This is a genomic window from Synechococcus sp. UW86, from assembly GCF_900474085.1.
Classification (GTDB): Bacteria; Cyanobacteriota; Cyanobacteriia; order PCC-6307; family Cyanobiaceae; genus Parasynechococcus.
In genome coordinates, this window is sequence record NZ_UCNU01000011.1 from 31,811 (window position 1) to 50,657 (window position 18,847).

The window sequence follows — 18,847 nt, forward strand, 5'->3', positions numbered from 1 at the left end:
CTGTTCAGGACGCCTTGGGGAAAGCGTCATCCTCCCGGCGGGGAAGCCAACGCCGCAGCGAACGGGGCGTGCTGATCGGCGGGGCAGGCACAGGTGCCGCCGCAAAGCTGCGTTGAAGCGGCTTTTCTTCAGCTGCACTCTCGTCCTCTTCGACGATCGTTTCTTCTTCAGCAACCACCTCGTTTTGCATCACCTCGCTCTCAATCAACACGTCGCCTTCAGCCGCAATCTGCTGCTCTTCTTCAACGACCACCTCGTCCTCAGCAACCATTTCGACCTGACCATCCACCTTGTTCTCAACCAAAACGTCGTCTTCAGGAGCAATCTCCTCCTCCGCAACAGGCATCGGCACGGAACTGAACCCATGCTTCGAAGCTGAAGGTTCCGGCAAACTCAGATCAAGCTCAGCTGCTCCGTCAAAGCCGTAACGGTGAACCCACTGACTGATCAGACCCGCGAGCAAGGCCTGATCACCTGAGGTTCGGGCCTCCTGGATCTGTTGGGCCAGAGCGTTCTGTCGAGGTGATGGCTGCTGGAACGGAGAAGAGAGCACGGATTCAGGAAAGTTTGCGGTTGAGCAGAGGGCGAATCGCAAGAAACAGCCCAATGGTGAGGACCAGAAGGATCAGCAGGCAACTGGTGCCGGTGACATCCCCATAGGGGGCCTCCAGCAGAACGGCCGAAAGGTCAAGAGGACCCTGGTAAGCCGCTCGAATGGGTTCTATCGCGAAGGTAAGGGGATTCAAGGCCGCAAGCCAGCCCAGCCAGCTGGGCATGAATGACAACGGGGCCAAGGCCGTGCTGGCAAACAGCAACGGCAAGTTGGCCACAAAAATCACAGCGATCAACTCGATGTGCCCCGGCAAAGCGAAGGCCAGTCCGAGGCTGAGGGCCGTCACAGCAAAAACCAGAAGCAGCAGCGTCACCAGCACCAGGGCCAAGCCACTGATGCCGGGCCATCCGTAACCGAGCACTGCTGCCGTGCCCATGATCGCCAGACTCTGCAACAGGCTCAGCGCCGTGATGTAGATCACCGACGCCAACACGATGGAACTACGGCTTCGCAGCGGTGCCACCAGCAGCCGATTGAGGAAACCGAATTCGCGATCAAACATCACCGGCAGGCCGGCATTCAAAGCAGCGCTGAAGGCTGTGAAGACAATCACTCCGGCACCAAGGAAACGGCCATAGCTCATCCCCCCTGGCAACAGCCCCTCGGGGGCATTGGCGAACAGTGCACCGAAAAGAATCAACCAGATCAGGGGTTGCAGAACCCCGGCGATCAAGGTTGAAGGGCGACGCATCAACTGAAGAAACAAGCGCCGGGTGAGGGCCAACGTTTCCTGGCTGAGCTGGGCGAGGGCTCCGGATTGCTGCTGCTGGAGAGCAACAGATGCTGTTGGGGAAGTCATCGTTGGCACTCAACGCATGGATTGACGCTTTTCCTGTTTGACGTCGCGCTGGCCTGCGATGGCCAGTTCAGCGTCCATCAGGGTGCGTCCTGTGGCCTGAAGGTAGACATCATCCAGGCTGGGACGACTCTGGGCCAGGGCAAACACAGGCAAACCTGCAGCCTCGAGGGTCTGACGCAGCTGATCGATCACGGCCCCTCCCTCAATCACCAGGTTGAGGGAAAAGCCTTGGGAGCGGTTCACCACCACCTGACGCACCCCATCCAAGGGTTCGAGAAGGGCACGCACCTGGGTCGCCTCATCGGCATTGCTGAACTCTCGGATTCGCAGAGTCACGCGATCACCCCCCAGCCGTTGTTTGAGCTGATCAGGGCTGCCTTCGGCAATCACACGGCCGGCGTCGATGATCGCCAACTGATCCGCCAGAGCCTCCACCTCTTCGAGGTAGTGACTGCTCAGCAGAACAGTGGTGCCCTCATCAACCAGCTGACGCAGCAGCTGCCAGATGGCACTGCGGCTCTCGATATCCAGTCCCACGGTGGGTTCATCGAGCACGAGCAACCGAGGGCGGTGCAACAGACCGGCGGCTAGATCCAGACGCCGCCTCATGCCGCCGGAATAGGTGCCGCAGCGGCGGTCTATCCAGTCGCCCATCGCGAGGCGGTCAATCAGATCGGCGATGCGGCTGTCGCGATCGTTCCGCGGCAGGTGGTACAGATCGCCTTGCAATTGCAGCAGTTCCCGGCCACTCAGGATCTTGTCGATGGCCACCTCCTGGGCCACATAACCCATGAGCTGGCGCACTTCTCGTGGCTGCACCAGACCGTCAACACCCCCAACAACCACTGAGCCGCTGTCGGGGGCGAGCAGGGTGGCCAGAATGCGCATGGCCGTTGTTTTGCCGGCACCGTTCGGGCCAAGCAGCCCGTACAGGCATCCCTCAGGAACGGTGAGATCAAGCTCACGCAGAGCCGGTACCGAGCCGTAGGCCTTGGAGATCTTGCGCAGTTCAATCAACGCCATCAGGCACCGTCAGGGACTTGCTCGGCCAATTCAGGGAATCTAGAGAGTGCTCATTGCACCGCCGTTGGCAGGGAGAGAAGTTGCATCATCTGGTGAGCAAAGCCTGAGGCCAGATCCGTCCGGCTGAGAATGAGAAGCAGGCAGAGACCAAACAGATAAAGGATCGACCAACGGAACAGGGCCTTGGCATTCACAAGACTGTCGGGATCCAGGGACAGCCGATCAACGAGCTGCAGCAATCGACCGTTGTACGGCAGCAGCATCACGCCATAGAAGGCGCCACCTGAAGGCAAAGCGAACACGCCCAAACCGCTGAGCAGAACGGTGATCCAGCCGTAGGTCTTGATCGCCCGCGCCGTCACAACGGGGCCCTTCACCACGGGCAGCATCGGGATCCCGACAGCGCGATAGTCCTCGCGCAACAGCAGGGCCAAAGCCCAGAAATGGGCTGGCGTCCAGACCATCACCAAAGCGAACAGCCACCAGCCCCCGAGGCCAACATGGCCCGTGGCGGCCGCCGCCCCAACCAGGGGCGGAATGGCCCCGGCGACCCCACCGATGACGATGTTCTGGGACGTCCGCGGCTTGAGCAAGGCTGTGTAGAGCAGCACGTAACTGCAGAGGCCGAGCAGGGACAACCCAGCAGCGAGACAGTTCACACCGCTTACGAGAAGCATCGCCGCCGCGAGGGTGCAGGCGATGGCGCCGATGAATGCACTGGTGGGCGACAGCCGACCGGAGGGGAGTGCGCGACCGCTGGTGCGGGCCATCCGGCCATCGAGATCCTGCTCCCACAAGCAGTTCAAAACCCCTGCAGCAGCGGAGGCAAGCGCCCCTCCTCCCAGGGTGCAGACAAGCCGAGGCGATGAGAGCGGCCAGCCTTCACTGAGAGCCATTCCACCCAGGGTGGTGGCCAGGAGCAAAGGGATCAGGCGGGGCTTGGCGACTTCCAGCCAGGCCGGAAGTTTCACCCGCTTGCGGGAGGGAACGACCTCCTCACGGGTCGGACGAACGGTTGCAGTGATTTCAGCCATGACAGGCCTCCAACGAGGTGTCGTCGAGGACGACGGAACGGGACGGTGAGGGGAGGTTCGGAGAGCGAACCAGAAGCGCCGCCAGCAGAGCGATCAGCAGTGCAGCCACGAGTTGATGCGCAACGGTCACCGCCGGTTGCGACAAACCAAGACGGAGGGTGAGAACACCAAGGGCCACCTGAACCAGCACCAGAAGCACGGCCCCACCCAGCCAGGGCCACTGCTGACGAGCCCAACCACCCGCCAGCACGGCTGCCCCGGCGAAGCCGAGCACAACAACGACCACCGGCATCGCCGTCAGGCGATGGGAAAGCACCAGCTGGCAGGCCTCTCCTCCAGCAAGGCATCGCTGCCCTGCCCATGCGGTGGCCATGCGACCACCGAGCAGGCACTGCACAAAGACCGACAACAGGCCAAGCGATGCCCCGATGCGCCACCAGAGCGGAGCGACGGCAGCAGCGGGGTGAAGCAGGCGTTGGGTCAGCCCACTCAGGAGCGCCACGAGGGTGAGCGCGAGAGCCAGGTGGGCTGTCACCACAGCGGAGGGCAGCAACTGGGTCACCGTCAGCGCACCCAAACCTCCCTGCATCGCCACCAAAACCATCAGACCAATGGCCAGCCAGGGCAGCCATCGCGGCAGTTGGCACCGCTGAAGCGTCGTCGCCACAGCCATCACCACGAGGGCAATGCCGATGACGAAGGCATCAAGGCGGTGAAACCACTCAAGGAACACCTGAACATTCATCTGGCGACCCGGCAAAAACGAGCCGAAGCACAGGGGCCAGTCCGGGCAGGCCAAGCCGGCTTCCATCACCCGGGTTGCTCCACCGATCACCACCAAAGCGATCACGGCAACCACTAGATGAGCCGACAACAACCCAAGACGTCGACGCAATGTCGACATTGAGGAAAGCATCATCGAACAAGCTCCATCCGATGCACCCAAAAGGGATTGCTTGGACCGTAGCGATGCAGAAGATGACGTCACGCTGTGTGGACGTCTGCAACACAAACGAGGAAAAATCATCCCCTTTTCCTGACAGAAATAAGGCCTTAACAATCACTTCATGGAGAACCGCAGCCAGGCCCATACGCTGTTGTAAACCTGGGATTGATCAGGTGCAGATCCCATCCGCCATTCTCACGTTGGTGATCGGGATGGTTCTTGCTCTGGGCGGCCTATGGATCGGCCAGAACATCAACCTTCTCCCCATCGATGCGAGCGCCAACGCGCCGATTTACGACGAGCTTTTTAAGGTTCTATTCACGATTGGCAGCATTCTGTTTATCGGAATCGTTGGTCTTCTCGTGTTCAGCCTGATTCGCTTTCGGCGACGCAGCGGCCAACTCGGCGACGGCCTTGCCATCGAAGGAAACCTGCCACTTGAAATTTTCTGGACAGCTGTTCCTGCTGTTGTGGTGCTGTTTGTTGGTCTCTACAGCTACGACATTTACGACCGGATGGGTGGCATGGTGCCTCTCGGCCATGACCATATGGGCGGAGCCCACGACGAACAGATCTGGGGAGGCATTAGTTCAGGCTCGATTGAATCAGCAGCCGCAACAAATGCTTTACCCGTTGAAGTGACAGCAATGCAATTTGCCTTCCTCTTTCATTACCCAGAGGGAGACATCACGTCAGGTGAACTTCATGTGCCAGCCGATCGACCGATCACTCTGCGGATGGAAGCCAAAGATGTGATTCATGCCTTCTGGGTGCCTGAATTTCGCTTGAAGCAGGACGTCATTCCCGGCCAACCAACCCAGCTGAGTTTCACACCCACACGCACCGGCCGTTATCCAATCGTGTGCGCCGAACTCTGTGGGCCCTACCACGGTGGAATGCGCTCCACCGTTGTGGTGGAAAGCCCGGAGGACTGGGACAGCTGGTACAGGGACAACGCCAAAGCCGCACCTGAAGACGAAACGCTCACCATCGCGAACGCCTGAGATGACCATCAGTTTGCCCCCGGAAACGTCCAGCCCTCCACGGCTTCAACCCAGCGGCTGGTTGCGGTATTTCAGCTTCAGCGTTGATCACAAGGTGATCGGGCTGCAGTACCTCGTCTGCGGCTTTGTTTTTTATCTGATTGGCGGCGCCCTAGCCGGTGCCATTCGCACGGAACTCACCAGTCCCGTGTCCGACTTCATGGCACGTGATGTCTACAACCAGGTGCTGACGCTCCACGGCACGGTGATGATCTTTCTCTGGATTGTCCCCGTGGTGAATGGTGCTTTTGGGAACTATTTGATCCCCTTTTATGTGGGTGCAAGGGACATGGCCTTCCCGCGCCTGAATGCCGTGGCGTTCTGGCTGATCCCTCCAGCCGGTTTGATGCTGATCACCAGCTATTTCCTCACGGGGGCTGCGCAATCGGGCTGGACGGCCTATCCACCTCTGAGCATCACCACACCAGCAACGGGCCAAATCATCTGGATCCTGAGCGTGCTGCTCCTGGGCGGAAGTTCGATCTTCGGAGGCATCAACTTCATCGCCACGATTCTCAAACTGCGTCGCCCCGGTTTGAAACTAATGCAGCTCCCCATGTATTGCTGGGCGATGCTGGGAACCAGCATTCTTGTGGTTCTCTCAACACCGGTTCTGGCAGGAACGTTGGTGTTACTGAGTTTCGACATCGTTGCCCATACAGGCTTCTTCAACCCCACCCTTGGGGGAAACGTGGTGGTTTACCAGCATCTGTTCTGGTTCTATTCGCACCCAGCCGTTTACATCATGGTCTTGCCGGCCTTCGGCTTGGTGAGTGAAATCCTGCCGGTTCATGCCCGCAAGCCGCTGTTCGGCTACGTGACGATGGTGTATTCGATCATGGCCATCGTTGTGTTGGGCCTGATTGTGTGGGCGCACCACATGTTCACCAGCGGCACACCTCCCTGGATGCGCCTGTTCTTCACCATTGCAACCGCATTCATCGCAGTTCCCACCGGCATCAAGTTCTTCAACTGGTTGGCAACACTCTGGGGCGGCCGCATCAGCCTCAACAGCGCCATGCTGTTTTCCTGCGGCTTCATTGTGAACTTCGTGCTCGGAGGCATCACAGGGGTCGCCCTGGCGCAGGTGCCGTTCGACATTCATGTGCACGACACCTACTTCGTCGTCGCGCACTTCCACTACATCGTCTTCGGTGGATCGGTGTTCGTGATCTTCGCCTCGATCTACCACTGGTATCCCAAGTTCACCGGCCGGATGCTCAATGAAGATCTCGGCCGCCTGCACTGTGCCCTCACGTTCATCGGCTTCAACCTGTGCTTCGGCCCCCAGCACTGGCTGGGCCTCAATGGGATGCCGCGACGCGTTGCTGAATACGACCCCCAATTCACCCTGATCAATCAGATCAGCTCCGTCGGAGCCCTGCTGATGGCCATCAGCACCCTGCCGTTCCTCTGGAATGTGATCCACAGCGCCCTGAGCGGTCCTGTCGCAGGCGACAACCCCTGGAAAGCACTCACGCCCGAATGGCTGACCAGTTCTCCTCCACCGGTCGAAAACTGGACTGGTGAGGCCCCTCTGGTGGAAGAGCCCTACGGCTACGGCGTCCCACCGGACGAGCTGGACCTGACGGCAACCAGCGGTCGTGATCTCTGGAGCAGCGGCAAATGACCACCACAGTTCCCACGAAGGATCAGAACCACAGCCACGGGGAGCATCCCGATCACCGCATGTTCGGCCTGGCCACATTTCTTGTGGCGGACGCCATGACCTTCGCCGGCTTCTTTGCGGCCTACCTCACCTTCAAAGCGGTCAATCCCCTACCGGATGGAGCCATCTATGAACTGGAGCTCCCCCTGCCCATCCTCAACACCGTTCTGCTCCTGGTGAGCAGTGCCACCTTCCACCGGGCCGGCCAGGCGATCCGACAGGACGACCACGGCCGCTGTCGACGCTGGCTGCTGATCACCGCAGGCCTCGGCCTGGCCTTTCTGGTGAGCCAGATGGTGGAGTACTTCACACTCCCCTTCGGTCTCACCGACAACCTTTACGCCAGCACCTTCTTCGCCGCCACGGGGTTTCATGGTCTCCACGTGACCCTCGGCGCCCTGATGATCCTGATCGTCTGGTGGCAGGCGAGGCAGCCGCAGGGCCGTGTGACTGCAGCCGACCACTTCCCCCTGGAAGCAGCGGAGTTGTACTGGCACTTTGTTGATGGAATCTGGGTGATTCTTTTCGTGATCCTTTATCTGCTCTGATCCCTTGCCTTGATTGGCGAGCTTGGCCAGAATTCAGTTGAATTAATTCCTGAAATGCTGGTCGGCAAGGAACTGCTGGACAAGGCCAGATCGCTCAGCAATCGGCCGGAAGATGACATCGCCCGCGGCTGCGGCTACGTCGGCCCCAGCGGACGACTGCTGAAAAAGAGTTTCTATCGGGCTCTGGTGGAGGCCAAAGCGGCGGCCCAGGGATGGCAATTGCCGAAAAGCAGCAGCAGTTCCTCAGGCGGAAGCCGAGGTCGCCAGGCCGAATTCCGAACCCGTGTGCATGGCAACGGCAACCTGCTGATCGGCCACGCTTACACCCGTCGGCTCGGCCTGGAACCCGGCCAGGAGTTCAAGATCGAGCTGCAGCGGGACTCCGGAATGATCGTTCTGCAGCAGATGGATCAAGACCAGCCGTGAGCCGCCAGCCAGCTGGCTGACAGATTCTCGGTCTTGTTTTGGCCATCGGTGTTTCCGTCATCGGCAGCGGTGGCATGCAGCAGCCGCTCGGCGTAACGGGCCAGTTGATCGGCCTCAAGGTTCACGGTGTCCCCGACAGCCAGGTGTTTCAGGGTCGTCGCCTCCCAGGTGTGGGGGATGACGGCAAGGCTGAATGTCGTTCCATCGGCTGAACAGTCAGCCACCGTGAGGCTGATCCCATCCACCGCGATGCTGGCCTTCTCACAGACATAACGGCCGAATCGGGGATCCGACCAGCGGATCGACAGGGCCCAGGAGTGGGGGAGGGTCTCCACGCAGGTGACTTCTCCGGTCGCATCCACATGACCGCTCACCAGATGACCTCCAAGGCGGTCGCTCAGTCGAAGCGCTGGCTCGAGGTTCACCGCACCACCACGATCCGCTTTGCGTCCCAACGTGGTGCGGCGCAGGGTTTCCTCACTCACATCGGCGCGGAAACCATCCGCGATCAGCTCTGCTGCCGTGAGGCAAACGCCATCCACAGCCACGCTGTCGCCAAGGGCCAACGGGGCAAAAGGAGCGCAGCCCCAAACCACCACCGCCCCGGCACGGCGCTCGATCCTTCCAACTGACTGCACCAGCCCAGTGAACATCGCCCGCAGCGGCTCTCTGGCCATAATCGGATAGAGCCGCGCCGCCGACATGGTCGAAATGAGCGTCGCCGGAATTGCCCTCGATGCCGCCAGCCGCACACCCATGGTGCTGCTGCGGGATCCAAGTGGCCGCCGTCAGGTGCCGATCTGGATCGATCAGGCGCAAGCCCACAACATCATGGCCGGACTGCAGGGGGGAGAACCACCACGCCCCCTCAGCCATGACCTGATGGCAGCACTGTTGGTGGCTGGGGGGCTCGAACTGGAGCGCGTGATCGTCCACGCGATTGAGGACAGCACCTTTCATGCGGTGTTGAAGCTGCGACCCGATCTGGACGAAGCCGAGTTGGCTGAAAACGAAGTGCTGGAACTGATTGAAGTGGATGCCCGACCCAGCGACGCCATTGCCCTGGCGATCCGCACCGGTAGCGGCATCTGGATGCTGGAAGAGGTGGTGGCGGAAGCCTCGATACCGGTGGATGCGGAGGCGGATGCGGAAGATCAAAGTGCCTTCAGCCGTTTCGTCGACGACCTCAGCCCTGCGGCCTTGGTGCGCCATCTGCGCAACCAAGACAGCGAGACGCCCTCGGAGGAGTGAACACCCGCGCCTTCGGCAGCGGCCGCCCCGTCAGCCTGTTCACCCTCGGCACGATGCGTGCCCTGAACTCGGCGGCCCAGATGGCCGAGGTGCTTGACGCGGCAGCGGCAGCTGGAATCAACCATCTGGAAACCGCCCCGGCCTACGGACCTGCGGAACGTTTTCTGGGAGAGGCCCTTCGCCAGAACACCCGCACAGGGTCTGACCACTGGGTGATCACCAGCAAACTGCTGCCAGGGCTGAGCTTCGAGGAAGGACAACGCCGCCTTGATCAGATTCTGGAGCGGCTGGGCTGTCCACAGCTCGACAACCTCGCCATCCATGGCATCAACCGGGAGGAGCATCTGGACTGGGCCCTGGTGGGCGATGGGTCCAAGCTTCTGGACTGGGCCGTCAGCAGTGGCCGCGTCAGCCAGGTGGGCTTCAGCAGCCATGGCAGCAACCCGCTGATCGATCGGGCGCTGCGCAGCCAGCGCTTCAGTTTCTGCAGCCTGCACCTGCATTGGCTGGGTCCCCAGCGCCTGTCCCTGGCCCGTTGGGCCCTGGCGCACGGCCTCGGTGTGATGGCGATTTCCCCTGCCGACAAAGGCGGTCGCCTCCAGGCCCCCAGCCCAACACTGGTGGACGACTGCACCCCCTTTGCCCCCCTCGAGCTGGCCTACAGGTTCCTGCTGGCACAGGGCATCAGCACCCTGACCGTTGGCGCCGCAGCTGCAGGGGATCTTCAACTCGCCGCAACCCTGGCGCAGGGGGATGGGCCCCTCAGCCAGGCCGAGCAACAGGCTCTGATCACGGCAGAAAGGCGGCAGCAGGAACGGCTTGGCCAGGAGCATTGCAAGCAATGCCAGGCCTGCCTTCCCTGTCCGAACGAGGTTCCGATCCCCGAACTCTTGCGGCTGCGCAATCTGGCCATGGGCCATGGGCTCAACGAATTTGCGCAGGAGCGCTACAACCTCATCGGCCGTGCCGGTCACTGGTGGGAAGAGCACGACGCCTCCGCCTGTGAACGCTGTGGGGAGTGCCTTCCCCGTTGCCCGCATCACTTGCCCATTCCTGATCTGCTGGCGGACACCCACCAACGCTTGAAGTCTTCACCGCGACGGCGGCTCTGGAGCTGAATCACGCCAGCGCTCTTCCAGGGCGCTCCGGTCTTCGGGCAACAGCGGTGGCAGCGACCAGCAGCGCGACCAGGTGTCTGCGGACGGAAAGAGCAGAGGCCGCAGACGCGCCGATAGGGCGTTCTGGTCCACCATCAGCCCTGGCGATGCAATCGGAGCCCGCCATCCCTGCTGCACCAAGCGGCGACGCAGGGGATCCCGCCATCCCTGCTCGACCCAGCGCTGGGGAACCGGTTCACGACTGGCCTCCGGCCTAAGTAGAACTGTCCAGTGCAAGGGGGCACCGGAGGCAGGCAGGATCGCCCGAAGACGGGGATCACGCCCCAACAGAGCGATGCAGCGGCTCAGGGGAAGAACCACCACCTTGGCCTCACCCTTGAGCAACCAGTTGGTGGCTTGACGGTCGTCATAGGTGAGGGCCTGGCGACGCAGGGCAGGCAAAGCCTGGCCTCCTCCCAAATGGTCCGCCAGGCTCATGACCAAGCGGGGGCTGGCGGGAAGCACCACACGCCCTGCCATGGCGGAATCCAGCAACAGGGGCCACCCCTCCTGGGTCATAGCCGCGTCATCCCGCAGCAGCATCACCCAGGGGCTGACGGCCAGCGGCAACACCCGATCCTGAAGAGCACCGAGGCTGGCCAGCAGAGCCTTGGCCTGACCATCCAACTGGCTCAGGAGCGGTTCAGAGGCAATGGGCTGGAGCGTGTCCGCTGGATGGGCATCAAGCCATCCATCACCGATCACCAACACATCGGCACGCGCCTGATCCGCCGGCCTCCAGTCCTGCTGAGCTGGAGCCAACGTCAGGCGCCAGGGCTTGGGCAAGGCATCAGCCCACGCTTTCGGCAAAACCCCAGCCGGAGCCATCAGGGTTGGCACGGATGTCGCCGGACGACAGCCCGCCAGCAGCACGGTTCCCGTCGCCCCGATCATCTGGAGCACTTGGCGCCGGCGCAGGGGACCCAACCGCTCTCTCCAGACGTTCATGGGCTTGACGTTACGGGGCGGCTGAGCAGCTGCTCCAGGGCGTGCTCACAATCCAGCACCAGATCGGCACAAGAGCATCCACGCAACTGGGCGAGCAGCAAAAGAGCGCCGGCCCCCACCCCTTCTTTCACATAGCCCCGTTCGTAGTCACGTAAGGGTTGATGGGTGCTGCTGTGAAAACGCACGCCACAGGCCAGAACGGAGAGGGCAGAGGTCAGGTGGCTCGCAGTGGCATCCACCAGCCCGCCGAAGGGGGACTGACCTGCCAGATCCGCACCCTCATCAGCGAGCCAACCGGTGGTGCCGATCAGCACCTGGGCCGCCAGCTGGTCCCGCTGACGGGCGGGCAAAGCCTGCATCGCCAAGGCCAGAACAGCCAGCATCTGGCAACCGCCCCCCAGCAGCAACGGTTGTCCCGCGGACACCGCACCCACCACCACCCCTGCGGTGAAGGCCTGAAAAGGGTCACCAACAGCAGCCAGGATCTGCTCGGCCGAAGGATGCGCACCAAGCGAAGCCTGCTGAAGCCCTCGGACAACGAGATCTTTCTTGAGTTGCTGCGGCGGATGAAGAGCACTACCGCTGATCAGATGGGCAACCTCCACGCCGAGGGCCGTCAACACCGCTTGAGCGGTTGTGGTGCCCCCTGGAACACACTCCGCCACCACCAAGGGGCGTTGCAACCCTCGCCCCAGCAGCTCTCCCTGTCGCCACAAATGCTGCACCCTCGGCAATGGCATCGCCGCACCACTGGACAGGCAGGCCGAGGGGCCTTGGTCCAGGGGCTCGATGTGCAGGTGAGGAAAATCGGGTTTCTGAGCCAAGCCGAGGGCCGCCACCTGCGGCCTCAACGTCAAGCGTCGCGCCGCGACATGGCTGAGCAGGGCGGGGGAGACGCCAGCGGGCAGAGGCGGCAGAGGCCAACGGCGCTGCCGCGCCGGCCCGTGAATCAGTAGCTCCGCATCAGCCAGGGCGGTGTAGCGCCGCGAAGCCACGGTGGAGCCAGCGGCTGAAATCCCTTCATGCTCAGCCGTTTGTGTGGCCGCCAGAACGAGCAAAAGATCCAGCGGTTGATCGTTGGAGGTCCAGGGACGAAGTGCCGCTGCGTCCAACCTGCGTGCACCGAGACCTCCCAGCTGCTGGCAGCCCTCAGGCAACACCGAGGCTTCAGAGGGGATCGAGGGCAATGAGTCCATGCAGCAGCCTCGGGGGCTCCGGAATCGGTGATTTCAGGCGGGGAAAGATCCAGTACGCCAAAGCATGAAGAGACAGCACATAGATGACCTCCTGAACAACCACCAACAGCAACGCCATCAACTGCACTTGGGTGAGATCCGGTGTGATCGGCAGATGCAGTACCGCGATCAAGCGCTCGAGCAGAGCGGAACCGGCCCGGGTGATCACGACCCAGAGGTTTTCTCCCACGAGCAACGAAAGCACCAGAACTCGCACCAAAAACCCTGCCGTTCCAAGAACAACGCCTCCCGACCAGCTCAGCCACCAGCTGATCCCCCGGCACCAGCTCCAGCCCAGCCAGAGCGACAAAAGGCCGTAGGGAAACAGCAGCAGCGGTCCACGCAAAGGACCCATCAAGGCGGTGAGCAGCAGCACAGAGAGCAGCAGACCCTCTGCACCGGAACGATTGCCACGACGCAACTGCAGCAGGATCAGGGGCAAGGGAAGGGCCAGACGGAACAGCGCACCACCCACCGGCAAGTAGTACAGAGCCAACCAGATCAGCCCAGTCGCGGCCGCGAGATATGCCCCCTCAACCAGCCTCAGAGCCTGCTGGCGGCTCAACCGGTGGGTCGCGTCGGTCATGGTTCAACCCGCTCAATCCGTTCCACCGCAAAGCCAACATCAGCCTCACGCAGGGCACGGGTGACGGCTTCAGCAGGAGCGGCAGGGTCGGCTCCGGCCAAACGGATGGTGATCCGGTAGGGCGCTTGGGGCAGACGTTGGGATGACACCGTCCGTGGTTTTGGCTGCGGAACAGGATCAGGAGCATCCGTTGCCTCAGGCAGGGAAACAGCCTTGGCCGCCGGCGTGGAGGGAGTCGCAGCAGTAGGGCTGGCAACCGATGGGCTGACAACTGTTGGGCTGGCCTTCACAACCGGTGCGGGCGCAGCTGCCTGAGCCGGCCTGGCTTCAGGCACCGCGAAGGAGCGTTCCAACTGTTCAGCGACCGGTGTGCCGGCACAGGCCTGCAGGAGCCCCACGGGCAGCAGCCAAAGCAAACGGGCCATCAGCTGTCAGCCGGCTTGATCACCCGCACCGCACTGGCCCTGAGCCGACCGGTTTTGGTGGTGGCGGGGGGTTTCTTGGCCGCTGGTTTCTTGGCGGCTGTTTTTTTCGCGGCTGGTTTTTTCGCGGCGGTTTTACGACCACCCTTCTTCGATGCTGCCTTGGCGGCAAGCAGTTCCACCGCTTCTTCAAGGGTCACATCGTCAGCGCCCTTGCCTTCCGGCAGCGAGGCATTCACCTTGCCCTGTTTGACATACAGGCCGTAAGGACCGTCATAGACCTGAATCGTTTCATCACTGCCCTCCGGCTTACCGAGGTCCTTGAGGGCGGTGCGTCCACCCCGACCCCGTTTGGGCATGGCCAGCAGCTCAAGGGCACGGCTCAGCCCCACCGCCAGAACATCGTCATCCCCCTTGAGCGATCGGTAATCCTTCTCGCCCTTGCCCTTGTCCCAGACGACGTAAGGGCCAAAGCGGCCAAGCCCCGCCTGAATCCGCCCACCATCGGGGTGTTCACCGAGAAGACGCGGCAAACGGAGCAGTCCGAGGGCATCCTCCAGGGTGAGATCCTCCGGCTTCTGCCCCTTGGGCAGAGACGCACGTTTGGGCTTGGGGTTCTCATCACTCACCTGGCCCCGCTGCACGTAAGGGCCGTACTGACCGAAGAGCAGGTAGACCAGATCTCCCGTTTCCGGATCCTCACCGATGGCTTCGGGGCCGTCGGCCTTCTGTTTGAGGATCAATTCGGCCTGCTCTTCATCCAGATCAGCCGGAGTGATCTCCTGGGGCAAGGTGGCCTTGATCAGCTCTTCCTCACCGTCGTCGCTGACCCGTTTGGCCTCCAGGTAGGCGCCGAAGCGGCCGATGCGAACCACGGAGGACAAGCCCTCCAGATCGATGGTGCGGGATGCACCGGGGTCAATGTCCCCTTCCCGTTGCTGCACCTGGTTTTCCAGGCCCTCATCACCCTTGTAGAAGCCCTCCAGGTAAGGCAACCACTGCACCTTGCCGTGGGAGATCTCATCGAGGGTGTTCTCCATTCGAGCGGTGAAGCTGGTGTCCACCAGTTCAGGGAAATGCTCCTCGAGCAACGCCGTCACAGCAAAGGCGGTGAAGCTGGGGGTCAGGGCGTTGCCCAACAGCGTGGCGTAGCCGCGATCCACGATCGTTCCAATGATCGAGGCGTAGGTCGACGGCCGGCCGATGCCTTCCTTTTCCAGCATCTTCACCAGCGATGCCTCGCTGAACCGTGCCGGCGGCTGGGTCTGATGGCCAAGGGGCTCAACGGTCTTCGGCTCCGGTGCATCGCCAACGCTCAACGCCGGCAGCAACACTTCCTGACCCTCAAGGGCCGCATCGGGATCATCACTGCCTTCCACGTAGGCGCGGAAGAAACCGGGGAAGTCGATGCGCTTGCCGCTGGCCCGGAAACTGGCCTCGCCTGAGCTGAGATCCACCGAGAGCATCGTGAGCCTGGCTTCAGCCATCTGGCTGGCCACGGTGCGCTTCCAGATCAGCTCATACACCGCCAGATCTCGCCCATCCAGACCGGTTTCACCGGGGGTTCGGAAGCTTTCGCCGGATGGACGAATCGCTTCATGGGCCTCCTGGGCATTGCGGGCTTTGGTGCTGAACTGCCGCGGCCCTTTGCTCAGATACTCCTTGCCGTAAAGGCTCTCCACGCAGTTGCGGGATGCGTTGATCGCCTGATCCGACAAGTGAACCGAGTCGGTCCGCATGTAGGTGATGAAACCGCGTTCGTAGAGCCCCTGGGCACAGCGCATGGTTTCCCGGGCTGAAAGGCGCAGCTTGCGATTCGCCTCCTGTTGAAGGGTGCTGGTGGTGAAGGGAGGCACCGGCTTGCGCACGGTGGGCTTCTCCTCCACCGCATCCACAGTCCAGGCGCTGGTTCGCACGGATTCAGCCAACGCCTTGGCCTCGCTCTCGCTGAGCAGCCGCACGGCACTGCCTGCCTTCAGCCCGCCGGTGCTCTCGTCGAAGTCGTTGCCGGTGGCGATCCGCTGGCCACCCACATGGGTCAGTTTGGCCTCAAAGGCACTGCCCGACTGCTCAAGCTGGGCCTTGAGGTCCCAGTAACTGCCGCTGCGGAAGGCGCGGCGGGCCCGTTCCCGTTGAACCAGGAGCCGAACCGCAACGGACTGCACCCGCCCGGCGGAGAGTCCCCAGGCCACCTTTTTCCAGAGGAGAGGGGACAGGGTGTACCCCACAAGGCGATCCAAAATCCGCCGGGTTTCCTGGGCATGGACCAGCTCCATGTCCAGGTCGCGGGTCTGATCCAGAGCCTTGCCGATGGCCTCCTTGGTGATCTCGTGAAACACCATGCGCTTCACCGGCACCTTCGGCGCCAGCAGCTGGAGGAGGTGCCAACTGATGCTTTCGCCTTCCCGGTCTTCGTCCGTCGCCAGAAGCAACTGATCAGCACCCTTGAGGGCGTCCTTGAGTTCGCGAACCGTCTTCTTCTTGTCCTTCGGGACCACGTACAGCGGCTCGAAATCCGCGTCGGTGTTCACACCGAGGTTGGCCCATTTCTGCCCCTTGGCCGATGCCGGAATCTCGCTGGCGTTGTTGGGAAGGTCGCGGACATGCCCCATGGAGGCTTCGACCTTGAATCCCTTGGGAAGGAAGCCACGGATGGTCTTGGCCTTCGTGGGGCTCTCAACGATGACGAGGGTGTGCGCCACTAGCGGCAGGTAAACCGTTCCCCTTCTTTATCGCACCGAGCAGCGCTCTGCATGACCGTCGGCGCGTCAAGCGCCGCTACAGTCGCCCCAGCGCAACGGTTCCAGGCTGCCATGCCCGACATGGGTGCTTTCCTTCTCGCCACCCAGGCCACGGCTGCCCCTGGTGAGCTGCTGAATCTCTCTCTCAATGCCTCCGCCGTACTGCCCGAAGCTGCAGTTCTGCTGGCGATGATCGCCACCCTCTTGGTGGACCTGGCCGGCGAAAAGGTCGCCACACGTTGGGTGCCGCCGATTTGTTACGTCGGCCTGGGGACCTCCCTGGTGCTGCTGGCCCTGCAGTGGAACGCACCGCTGGAGCCCTCGTTCCTTGGAGCCTTCCTCGCCGACAACCTGGCGGTGGCGTTCCGGGCTGTGATTGCCTTGTCCACGCTTCTGTCGCTGCTGATCAGCTGGCGTTACGCGGAGAAGAGCGGCACACCCGTTGGCGAGTACGCCGCCATCCTCCTCGCCGCAACCCTCGGCGCCATGCTCCTTTGCGGGGCAACGGATCTGGTGAGTGTGTTCATCTCGCTGGAGACACTCTCCGTCGCTAGCTATCTGCTGTCGGGCTACATGAAGCGGGATGCCCGCAGCTCGGAAGCAGCACTCAAATATCTGCTCGTGGGATCGGCAGCCGCTGCTGTTTTCCTCTACGGCTCTTCCCTGCTGTACGGCCTGAGCGGCAGCACCAGCCTCGACACCATCGGCCTGGCTCTGCAAACCAGCACCACACCTCTGGCTGCTTTGGCCCTGGTGTTCGTCTTGGCCACCGTTGCATTCAAGATCGCAGCCGTTCCCTTCCACCAGTGGACGCCTGACGTCTACGAAGGCTCACCGACCCCTGTGGTGGCATTCCTTTCCGTGGGTTCCAAAGCGGCCGGATTCGCCCTGGCCCTTCGCATCCTGGTGGGTTGCTTTGGTGCCTTCGACGATCAATGGAAATTGCTGTTCACCGTTCTGGCGGTATTGAGCATGACCCTGGGCAACGTTGTTGCTCTCGCCCAAACCTCGATGAAGCGCATGCTGGCCTACAGCTCGATCGGCCAGGCCGGCTTCGTGATGATCGGCATGGTCTGCGGCACCGAGGACGGTTTCGCGGCCATGGTTCTGTACATGGCGGCCTACCTGTTCATGAACCTGGGGGCCTTCGCCTGCATCATCCTCTTCTCGATCCGCACAGGAAGCGATCGAATTTCTGATTACGCGGGGCTTTACCAGAAGGATCCCCTGATCACCCTCGGCCTCAGTCTTTGCCTGCTTTCTCTGGGTGGCATTCCGCCAATGCTGGGTTTCTTCGGAAAGATCTATCTGTTCTTTGCCGGTTGGGCGAACCACGAATACCTGCTGGTGGTGGTTGGCCTGGTCACCTCCGTGGTGTCGATCTACTACTACATCTCCGTCATCAAAATGATGGTGGTGAAGGAGCCCCAAGAGGCCTCCGATGTGGTCAAGGCCTACCCCGAGGTGAATTGGTCGTTGATGGGGATGCAGCCTCTTCGGGTTGCCCTGATTGGATGTGTGGCGATCACCGCCGTTGGCGGGATCCTCTCCAATCCCCTCTTCCAGTGGGCCAACACAGCGGTTGCAGGAACGCCATTGCTTCAGCAAGCCATCGCCCTGTCAAGTCTGAAGGGTCTTGGCTGAGGCTTTGCAGCAGCCGGTTGCTGAGCTCAGGGGGATCAGCAAGATCTACGGATCTGGTGATCTCGAAGTCAAAGCTCTTGACCAACTAAATCTCACCGTTCAGGAGGGGGATTACCTGGCGGTGATGGGGGCCAGCGGCTCAGGCAAGAGCACGGCGATGAACATCCTTGGCTGCCTGGACCGGCCCACCAATGGCACCTACCGGCTCAATGGCACGGCCGTTGAACTGTTGGATGACGATGCCTTAGCCGACGTTCGCAACCGCTCGCTCGGGTTTGTCTTTCAGCAGTTCCATCTGCTCGGCCACGCCAGCGCCATGGAGAACGTGATGCTGCCGATGATCTACGCGGGGGTGCCCAGGGAGGAACGGATCGAGCGTGCCCAATCGGCCCTGCGCCGCGTTGGTCTGGCGCAGCGTTTGGAGAACAAGCCCAATCAGCTCTCCGGAGGGCAGCAACAACGGGTGGCCATCGCCCGGGCCATCATCAACCGCCCCAGTCTGTTGCTGGCGGACGAACCCACAGGGGCTCTGGACTCCAGCACCACCGCCGAGGTGCTGGAACTGTTTGATGAACTCCACCAACAGGGCATCACCCTGGTGATGGTGACCCATGAGGACGATGTGGCGGCCCGAGCACAACGCATTGCTCGATTCCAGGATGGTCGGGCGCTCACTGGATGCCCACAATGAGTGCAGTGCCCCTGCGCTAATGGAGGAGACCCCCAAGGCTCTTCGTGTTGCAGTCGTGGAAGATGATCCGC

General features: G+C 61.9%; 19 protein-coding genes. 8 read left to right on the forward strand and 11 right to left on the reverse strand.

The annotated features are described in order from the left end of the window. Window positions 1-4 precede the first annotated feature (4 nt). Genes DXY04_RS06755 through DXY04_RS06775 form a run of 5 tightly spaced genes read right to left on the reverse strand, consistent with a single transcriptional unit; the run spans window position 5 to window position 4,388 of the window. Entirely contained in the window at window positions 5-553 is a 549-nt protein-coding gene (locus DXY04_RS06755; protein WP_115161501.1) for a hypothetical protein, read from the reverse strand. Between the two features lie 4 nt (window positions 554-557). Continuing rightward, a complete protein-coding gene (locus DXY04_RS06760) occupies window positions 558-1,412 on the reverse strand; it encodes an ABC transporter permease (RefSeq protein WP_115161502.1) in 855 nt (284 codons plus the stop codon). A 9-nt stretch (window positions 1,413-1,421) separates the two neighbouring features. Further along, window positions 1,422-2,435 carry an ATP-binding cassette domain-containing protein gene (locus tag DXY04_RS06765; RefSeq protein ID WP_115161503.1) on the reverse strand — a complete coding sequence of 338 codons (1,014 nt, stop codon included), beginning with the start codon at window positions 2,433-2,435 and terminating at the stop codon, window positions 1,422-1,424. A gap of 50 nt (window positions 2,436-2,485) precedes the next feature. Next, the gene (locus DXY04_RS06770) at window positions 2,486-3,469 is read right to left on the reverse strand and encodes a heme o synthase (RefSeq protein ID WP_115161504.1); all 984 of its coding nucleotides are present in this window, start codon (window positions 3,467-3,469) and stop codon (window positions 2,486-2,488) included. After that, entirely contained in the window at window positions 3,462-4,388 is a 927-nt protein-coding gene (locus DXY04_RS06775; protein ID WP_115161505.1) for a COX15/CtaA family protein, read from the reverse strand. The genes DXY04_RS06770 and DXY04_RS06775 overlap by 8 nt, the downstream gene beginning before the upstream one ends. Window positions 4,389-4,588: 200 nt before the next feature. On the opposite strand from DXY04_RS06775, the gene DXY04_RS06780 reads away from it, so the two are divergent. From DXY04_RS06780 to DXY04_RS06795, 4 genes are read left to right on the forward strand one after another with little or no spacing between them, the layout of a single operon-like run. Next, on the forward strand, window positions 4,589-5,419 hold the full coding sequence (locus DXY04_RS06780) for a cytochrome c oxidase subunit II (protein WP_115161506.1): 831 nt from the start codon (window positions 4,589-4,591) through the stop codon (window positions 5,417-5,419). 1 nt (window position 5,420) lies between these two features. After that, window positions 5,421-7,088 (forward strand): cytochrome c oxidase subunit I, encoded by a 1,668-nt coding sequence (gene ctaD, locus DXY04_RS06785; RefSeq protein WP_115161507.1) that lies wholly within the window; start codon window positions 5,421-5,423, stop codon window positions 7,086-7,088. Then, window positions 7,085-7,675 (forward strand): cytochrome c oxidase subunit 3, encoded by a 591-nt coding sequence (locus DXY04_RS06790; RefSeq protein WP_115161508.1) that lies wholly within the window; start codon window positions 7,085-7,087, stop codon window positions 7,673-7,675. Before ctaD ends, DXY04_RS06790 begins: the two co-directional genes overlap by 4 nt. 54 nt (window positions 7,676-7,729) lie before the next feature. After that, entirely contained in the window at window positions 7,730-8,101 is a 372-nt protein-coding gene (locus DXY04_RS06795) for an AbrB-like transcriptional regulator (RefSeq protein ID WP_011363609.1), read from the forward strand. Here DXY04_RS06795 and DXY04_RS06800 read toward each other — a convergent pair. Further along, window positions 8,086-8,754, reverse strand: a complete 669-nt coding sequence (locus DXY04_RS06800; RefSeq protein ID WP_115161542.1) for a riboflavin synthase — start codon at window positions 8,752-8,754, stop codon at window positions 8,086-8,088. The genes DXY04_RS06795 and DXY04_RS06800 overlap by 16 nt on opposite strands. A gap of 49 nt (window positions 8,755-8,803) precedes the next feature. On the opposite strand from DXY04_RS06800, the gene DXY04_RS06805 reads away from it, so the two are divergent. Together DXY04_RS06805 and DXY04_RS06810 are read left to right on the forward strand one after the other, a co-directional pair. Continuing rightward, a complete protein-coding gene (locus DXY04_RS06805) occupies window positions 8,804-9,352 on the forward strand; it encodes a bifunctional nuclease family protein (RefSeq protein ID WP_114988245.1) in 549 nt (182 codons plus the stop codon). Next, complete coding sequence (locus DXY04_RS06810) at window positions 9,349-10,470, forward strand: aldo/keto reductase (RefSeq protein WP_115161509.1); 1,122 nt, start codon at window positions 9,349-9,351, stop codon at window positions 10,468-10,470. The genes DXY04_RS06805 and DXY04_RS06810 overlap by 4 nt, the downstream gene beginning before the upstream one ends. On the opposite strand, the gene DXY04_RS06815 is transcribed toward DXY04_RS06810, so the two are convergent. Genes DXY04_RS06815 through topA form a run of 5 tightly spaced genes read right to left on the reverse strand, consistent with a single transcriptional unit; the run spans window position 10,444 to window position 16,402 of the window. Continuing rightward, window positions 10,444-11,436, reverse strand: a complete 993-nt coding sequence (locus tag DXY04_RS06815) for an ABC transporter substrate-binding protein (RefSeq protein WP_244278611.1) — start codon at window positions 11,434-11,436, stop codon at window positions 10,444-10,446. The two genes, DXY04_RS06810 and DXY04_RS06815, sit on opposite strands and share 27 nt — an antisense overlap. A gap of 17 nt (window positions 11,437-11,453) precedes the next feature. Next, entirely contained in the window at window positions 11,454-12,653 is a 1,200-nt protein-coding gene (locus DXY04_RS06820) for a nicotinate-nucleotide--dimethylbenzimidazole phosphoribosyltransferase (protein ID WP_115161511.1), read from the reverse strand. Beyond that, complete coding sequence (locus DXY04_RS06825) at window positions 12,625-13,278, reverse strand: DUF2232 domain-containing protein (protein ID WP_115161512.1); 654 nt, start codon at window positions 13,276-13,278, stop codon at window positions 12,625-12,627. The genes DXY04_RS06820 and DXY04_RS06825 overlap by 29 nt, the downstream gene beginning before the upstream one ends. After that, window positions 13,275-13,703: a hypothetical protein gene (locus DXY04_RS06830; RefSeq protein WP_115161513.1), complete on the reverse strand. Its 429-nt coding sequence runs from the start codon at window positions 13,701-13,703 to the stop codon at window positions 13,275-13,277. The genes DXY04_RS06825 and DXY04_RS06830 overlap by 4 nt, the downstream gene beginning before the upstream one ends. After that, window positions 13,703-16,402, reverse strand: a complete 2,700-nt coding sequence (gene topA, locus DXY04_RS06835; RefSeq protein WP_115161514.1) for a type I DNA topoisomerase — start codon at window positions 16,400-16,402, stop codon at window positions 13,703-13,705. The genes DXY04_RS06830 and topA overlap by 1 nt, the downstream gene beginning before the upstream one ends. A 111-nt stretch (window positions 16,403-16,513) precedes the next feature. Here topA and DXY04_RS06840 point away from each other — a divergent pair, with 111 nt between their 5' ends. Beyond that, window positions 16,514-18,085 carry an NAD(P)H-quinone oxidoreductase subunit N gene (locus DXY04_RS06840; protein ID WP_115081663.1) on the forward strand — a complete coding sequence of 524 codons (1,572 nt, stop codon included), beginning with the start codon at window positions 16,514-16,516 and terminating at the stop codon, window positions 18,083-18,085. Continuing rightward, window positions 18,078-18,776, forward strand: coding sequence for an ABC transporter ATP-binding protein (locus DXY04_RS06845; protein ID WP_115161515.1), 699 nt, complete (start codon window positions 18,078-18,080; stop codon window positions 18,774-18,776). The genes DXY04_RS06840 and DXY04_RS06845 overlap by 8 nt, the downstream gene beginning before the upstream one ends. Window positions 18,777-18,847 lie beyond the last annotated feature (71 nt).

Bases quoted from the DNA above. Each gene is read 5' to 3' on its own strand.
- DXY04_RS06760 (WP_115161502.1), bottom strand. From the start codon at position 1,412: ATGACTTCCCCAACAGCATCTGTTGCTCTCCAGCAGCAGCAATCCGGA.
- DXY04_RS06765 (WP_115161503.1), bottom strand. From the start codon at position 2,435: ATGGCGTTGATTGAACTGCGCAAGATCTCCAAGGCCTACGGCTCGGTA.
- DXY04_RS06770 (WP_115161504.1), bottom strand. From the start codon at position 3,469: ATGGCTGAAATCACTGCAACCGTTCGTCCGACCCGTGAGGAGGTCGTT.
- DXY04_RS06775 (WP_115161505.1), bottom strand. From the start codon at position 4,388: ATGATGCTTTCCTCAATGTCGACATTGCGTCGACGTCTTGGGTTGTTG.
- ctaD (WP_115161507.1), top strand. From the start codon at position 5,421: ATGACCATCAGTTTGCCCCCGGAAACGTCCAGCCCTCCACGGCTTCAA.
- DXY04_RS06790 (WP_115161508.1), top strand. From the start codon at position 7,085: ATGACCACCACAGTTCCCACGAAGGATCAGAACCACAGCCACGGGGAG.
- DXY04_RS06795 (WP_011363609.1), top strand. From the start codon at position 7,730: ATGCTGGTCGGCAAGGAACTGCTGGACAAGGCCAGATCGCTCAGCAAT.
- DXY04_RS06800 (WP_115161542.1), bottom strand. From the start codon at position 8,754: ATGTTCACTGGGCTGGTGCAGTCAGTTGGAAGGATCGAGCGCCGTGCC.
- DXY04_RS06805 (WP_114988245.1), top strand. From the start codon at position 8,804: ATGGTCGAAATGAGCGTCGCCGGAATTGCCCTCGATGCCGCCAGCCGC.
- DXY04_RS06820 (WP_115161511.1), bottom strand. From the start codon at position 12,653: ATGGACTCATTGCCCTCGATCCCCTCTGAAGCCTCGGTGTTGCCTGAG.
- DXY04_RS06825 (WP_115161512.1), bottom strand. From the start codon at position 13,278: ATGACCGACGCGACCCACCGGTTGAGCCGCCAGCAGGCTCTGAGGCTG.
- DXY04_RS06830 (WP_115161513.1), bottom strand. From the start codon at position 13,703: ATGGCCCGTTTGCTTTGGCTGCTGCCCGTGGGGCTCCTGCAGGCCTGT.
- DXY04_RS06840 (WP_115081663.1), top strand. From the start codon at position 16,514: ATGCCCGACATGGGTGCTTTCCTTCTCGCCACCCAGGCCACGGCTGCC.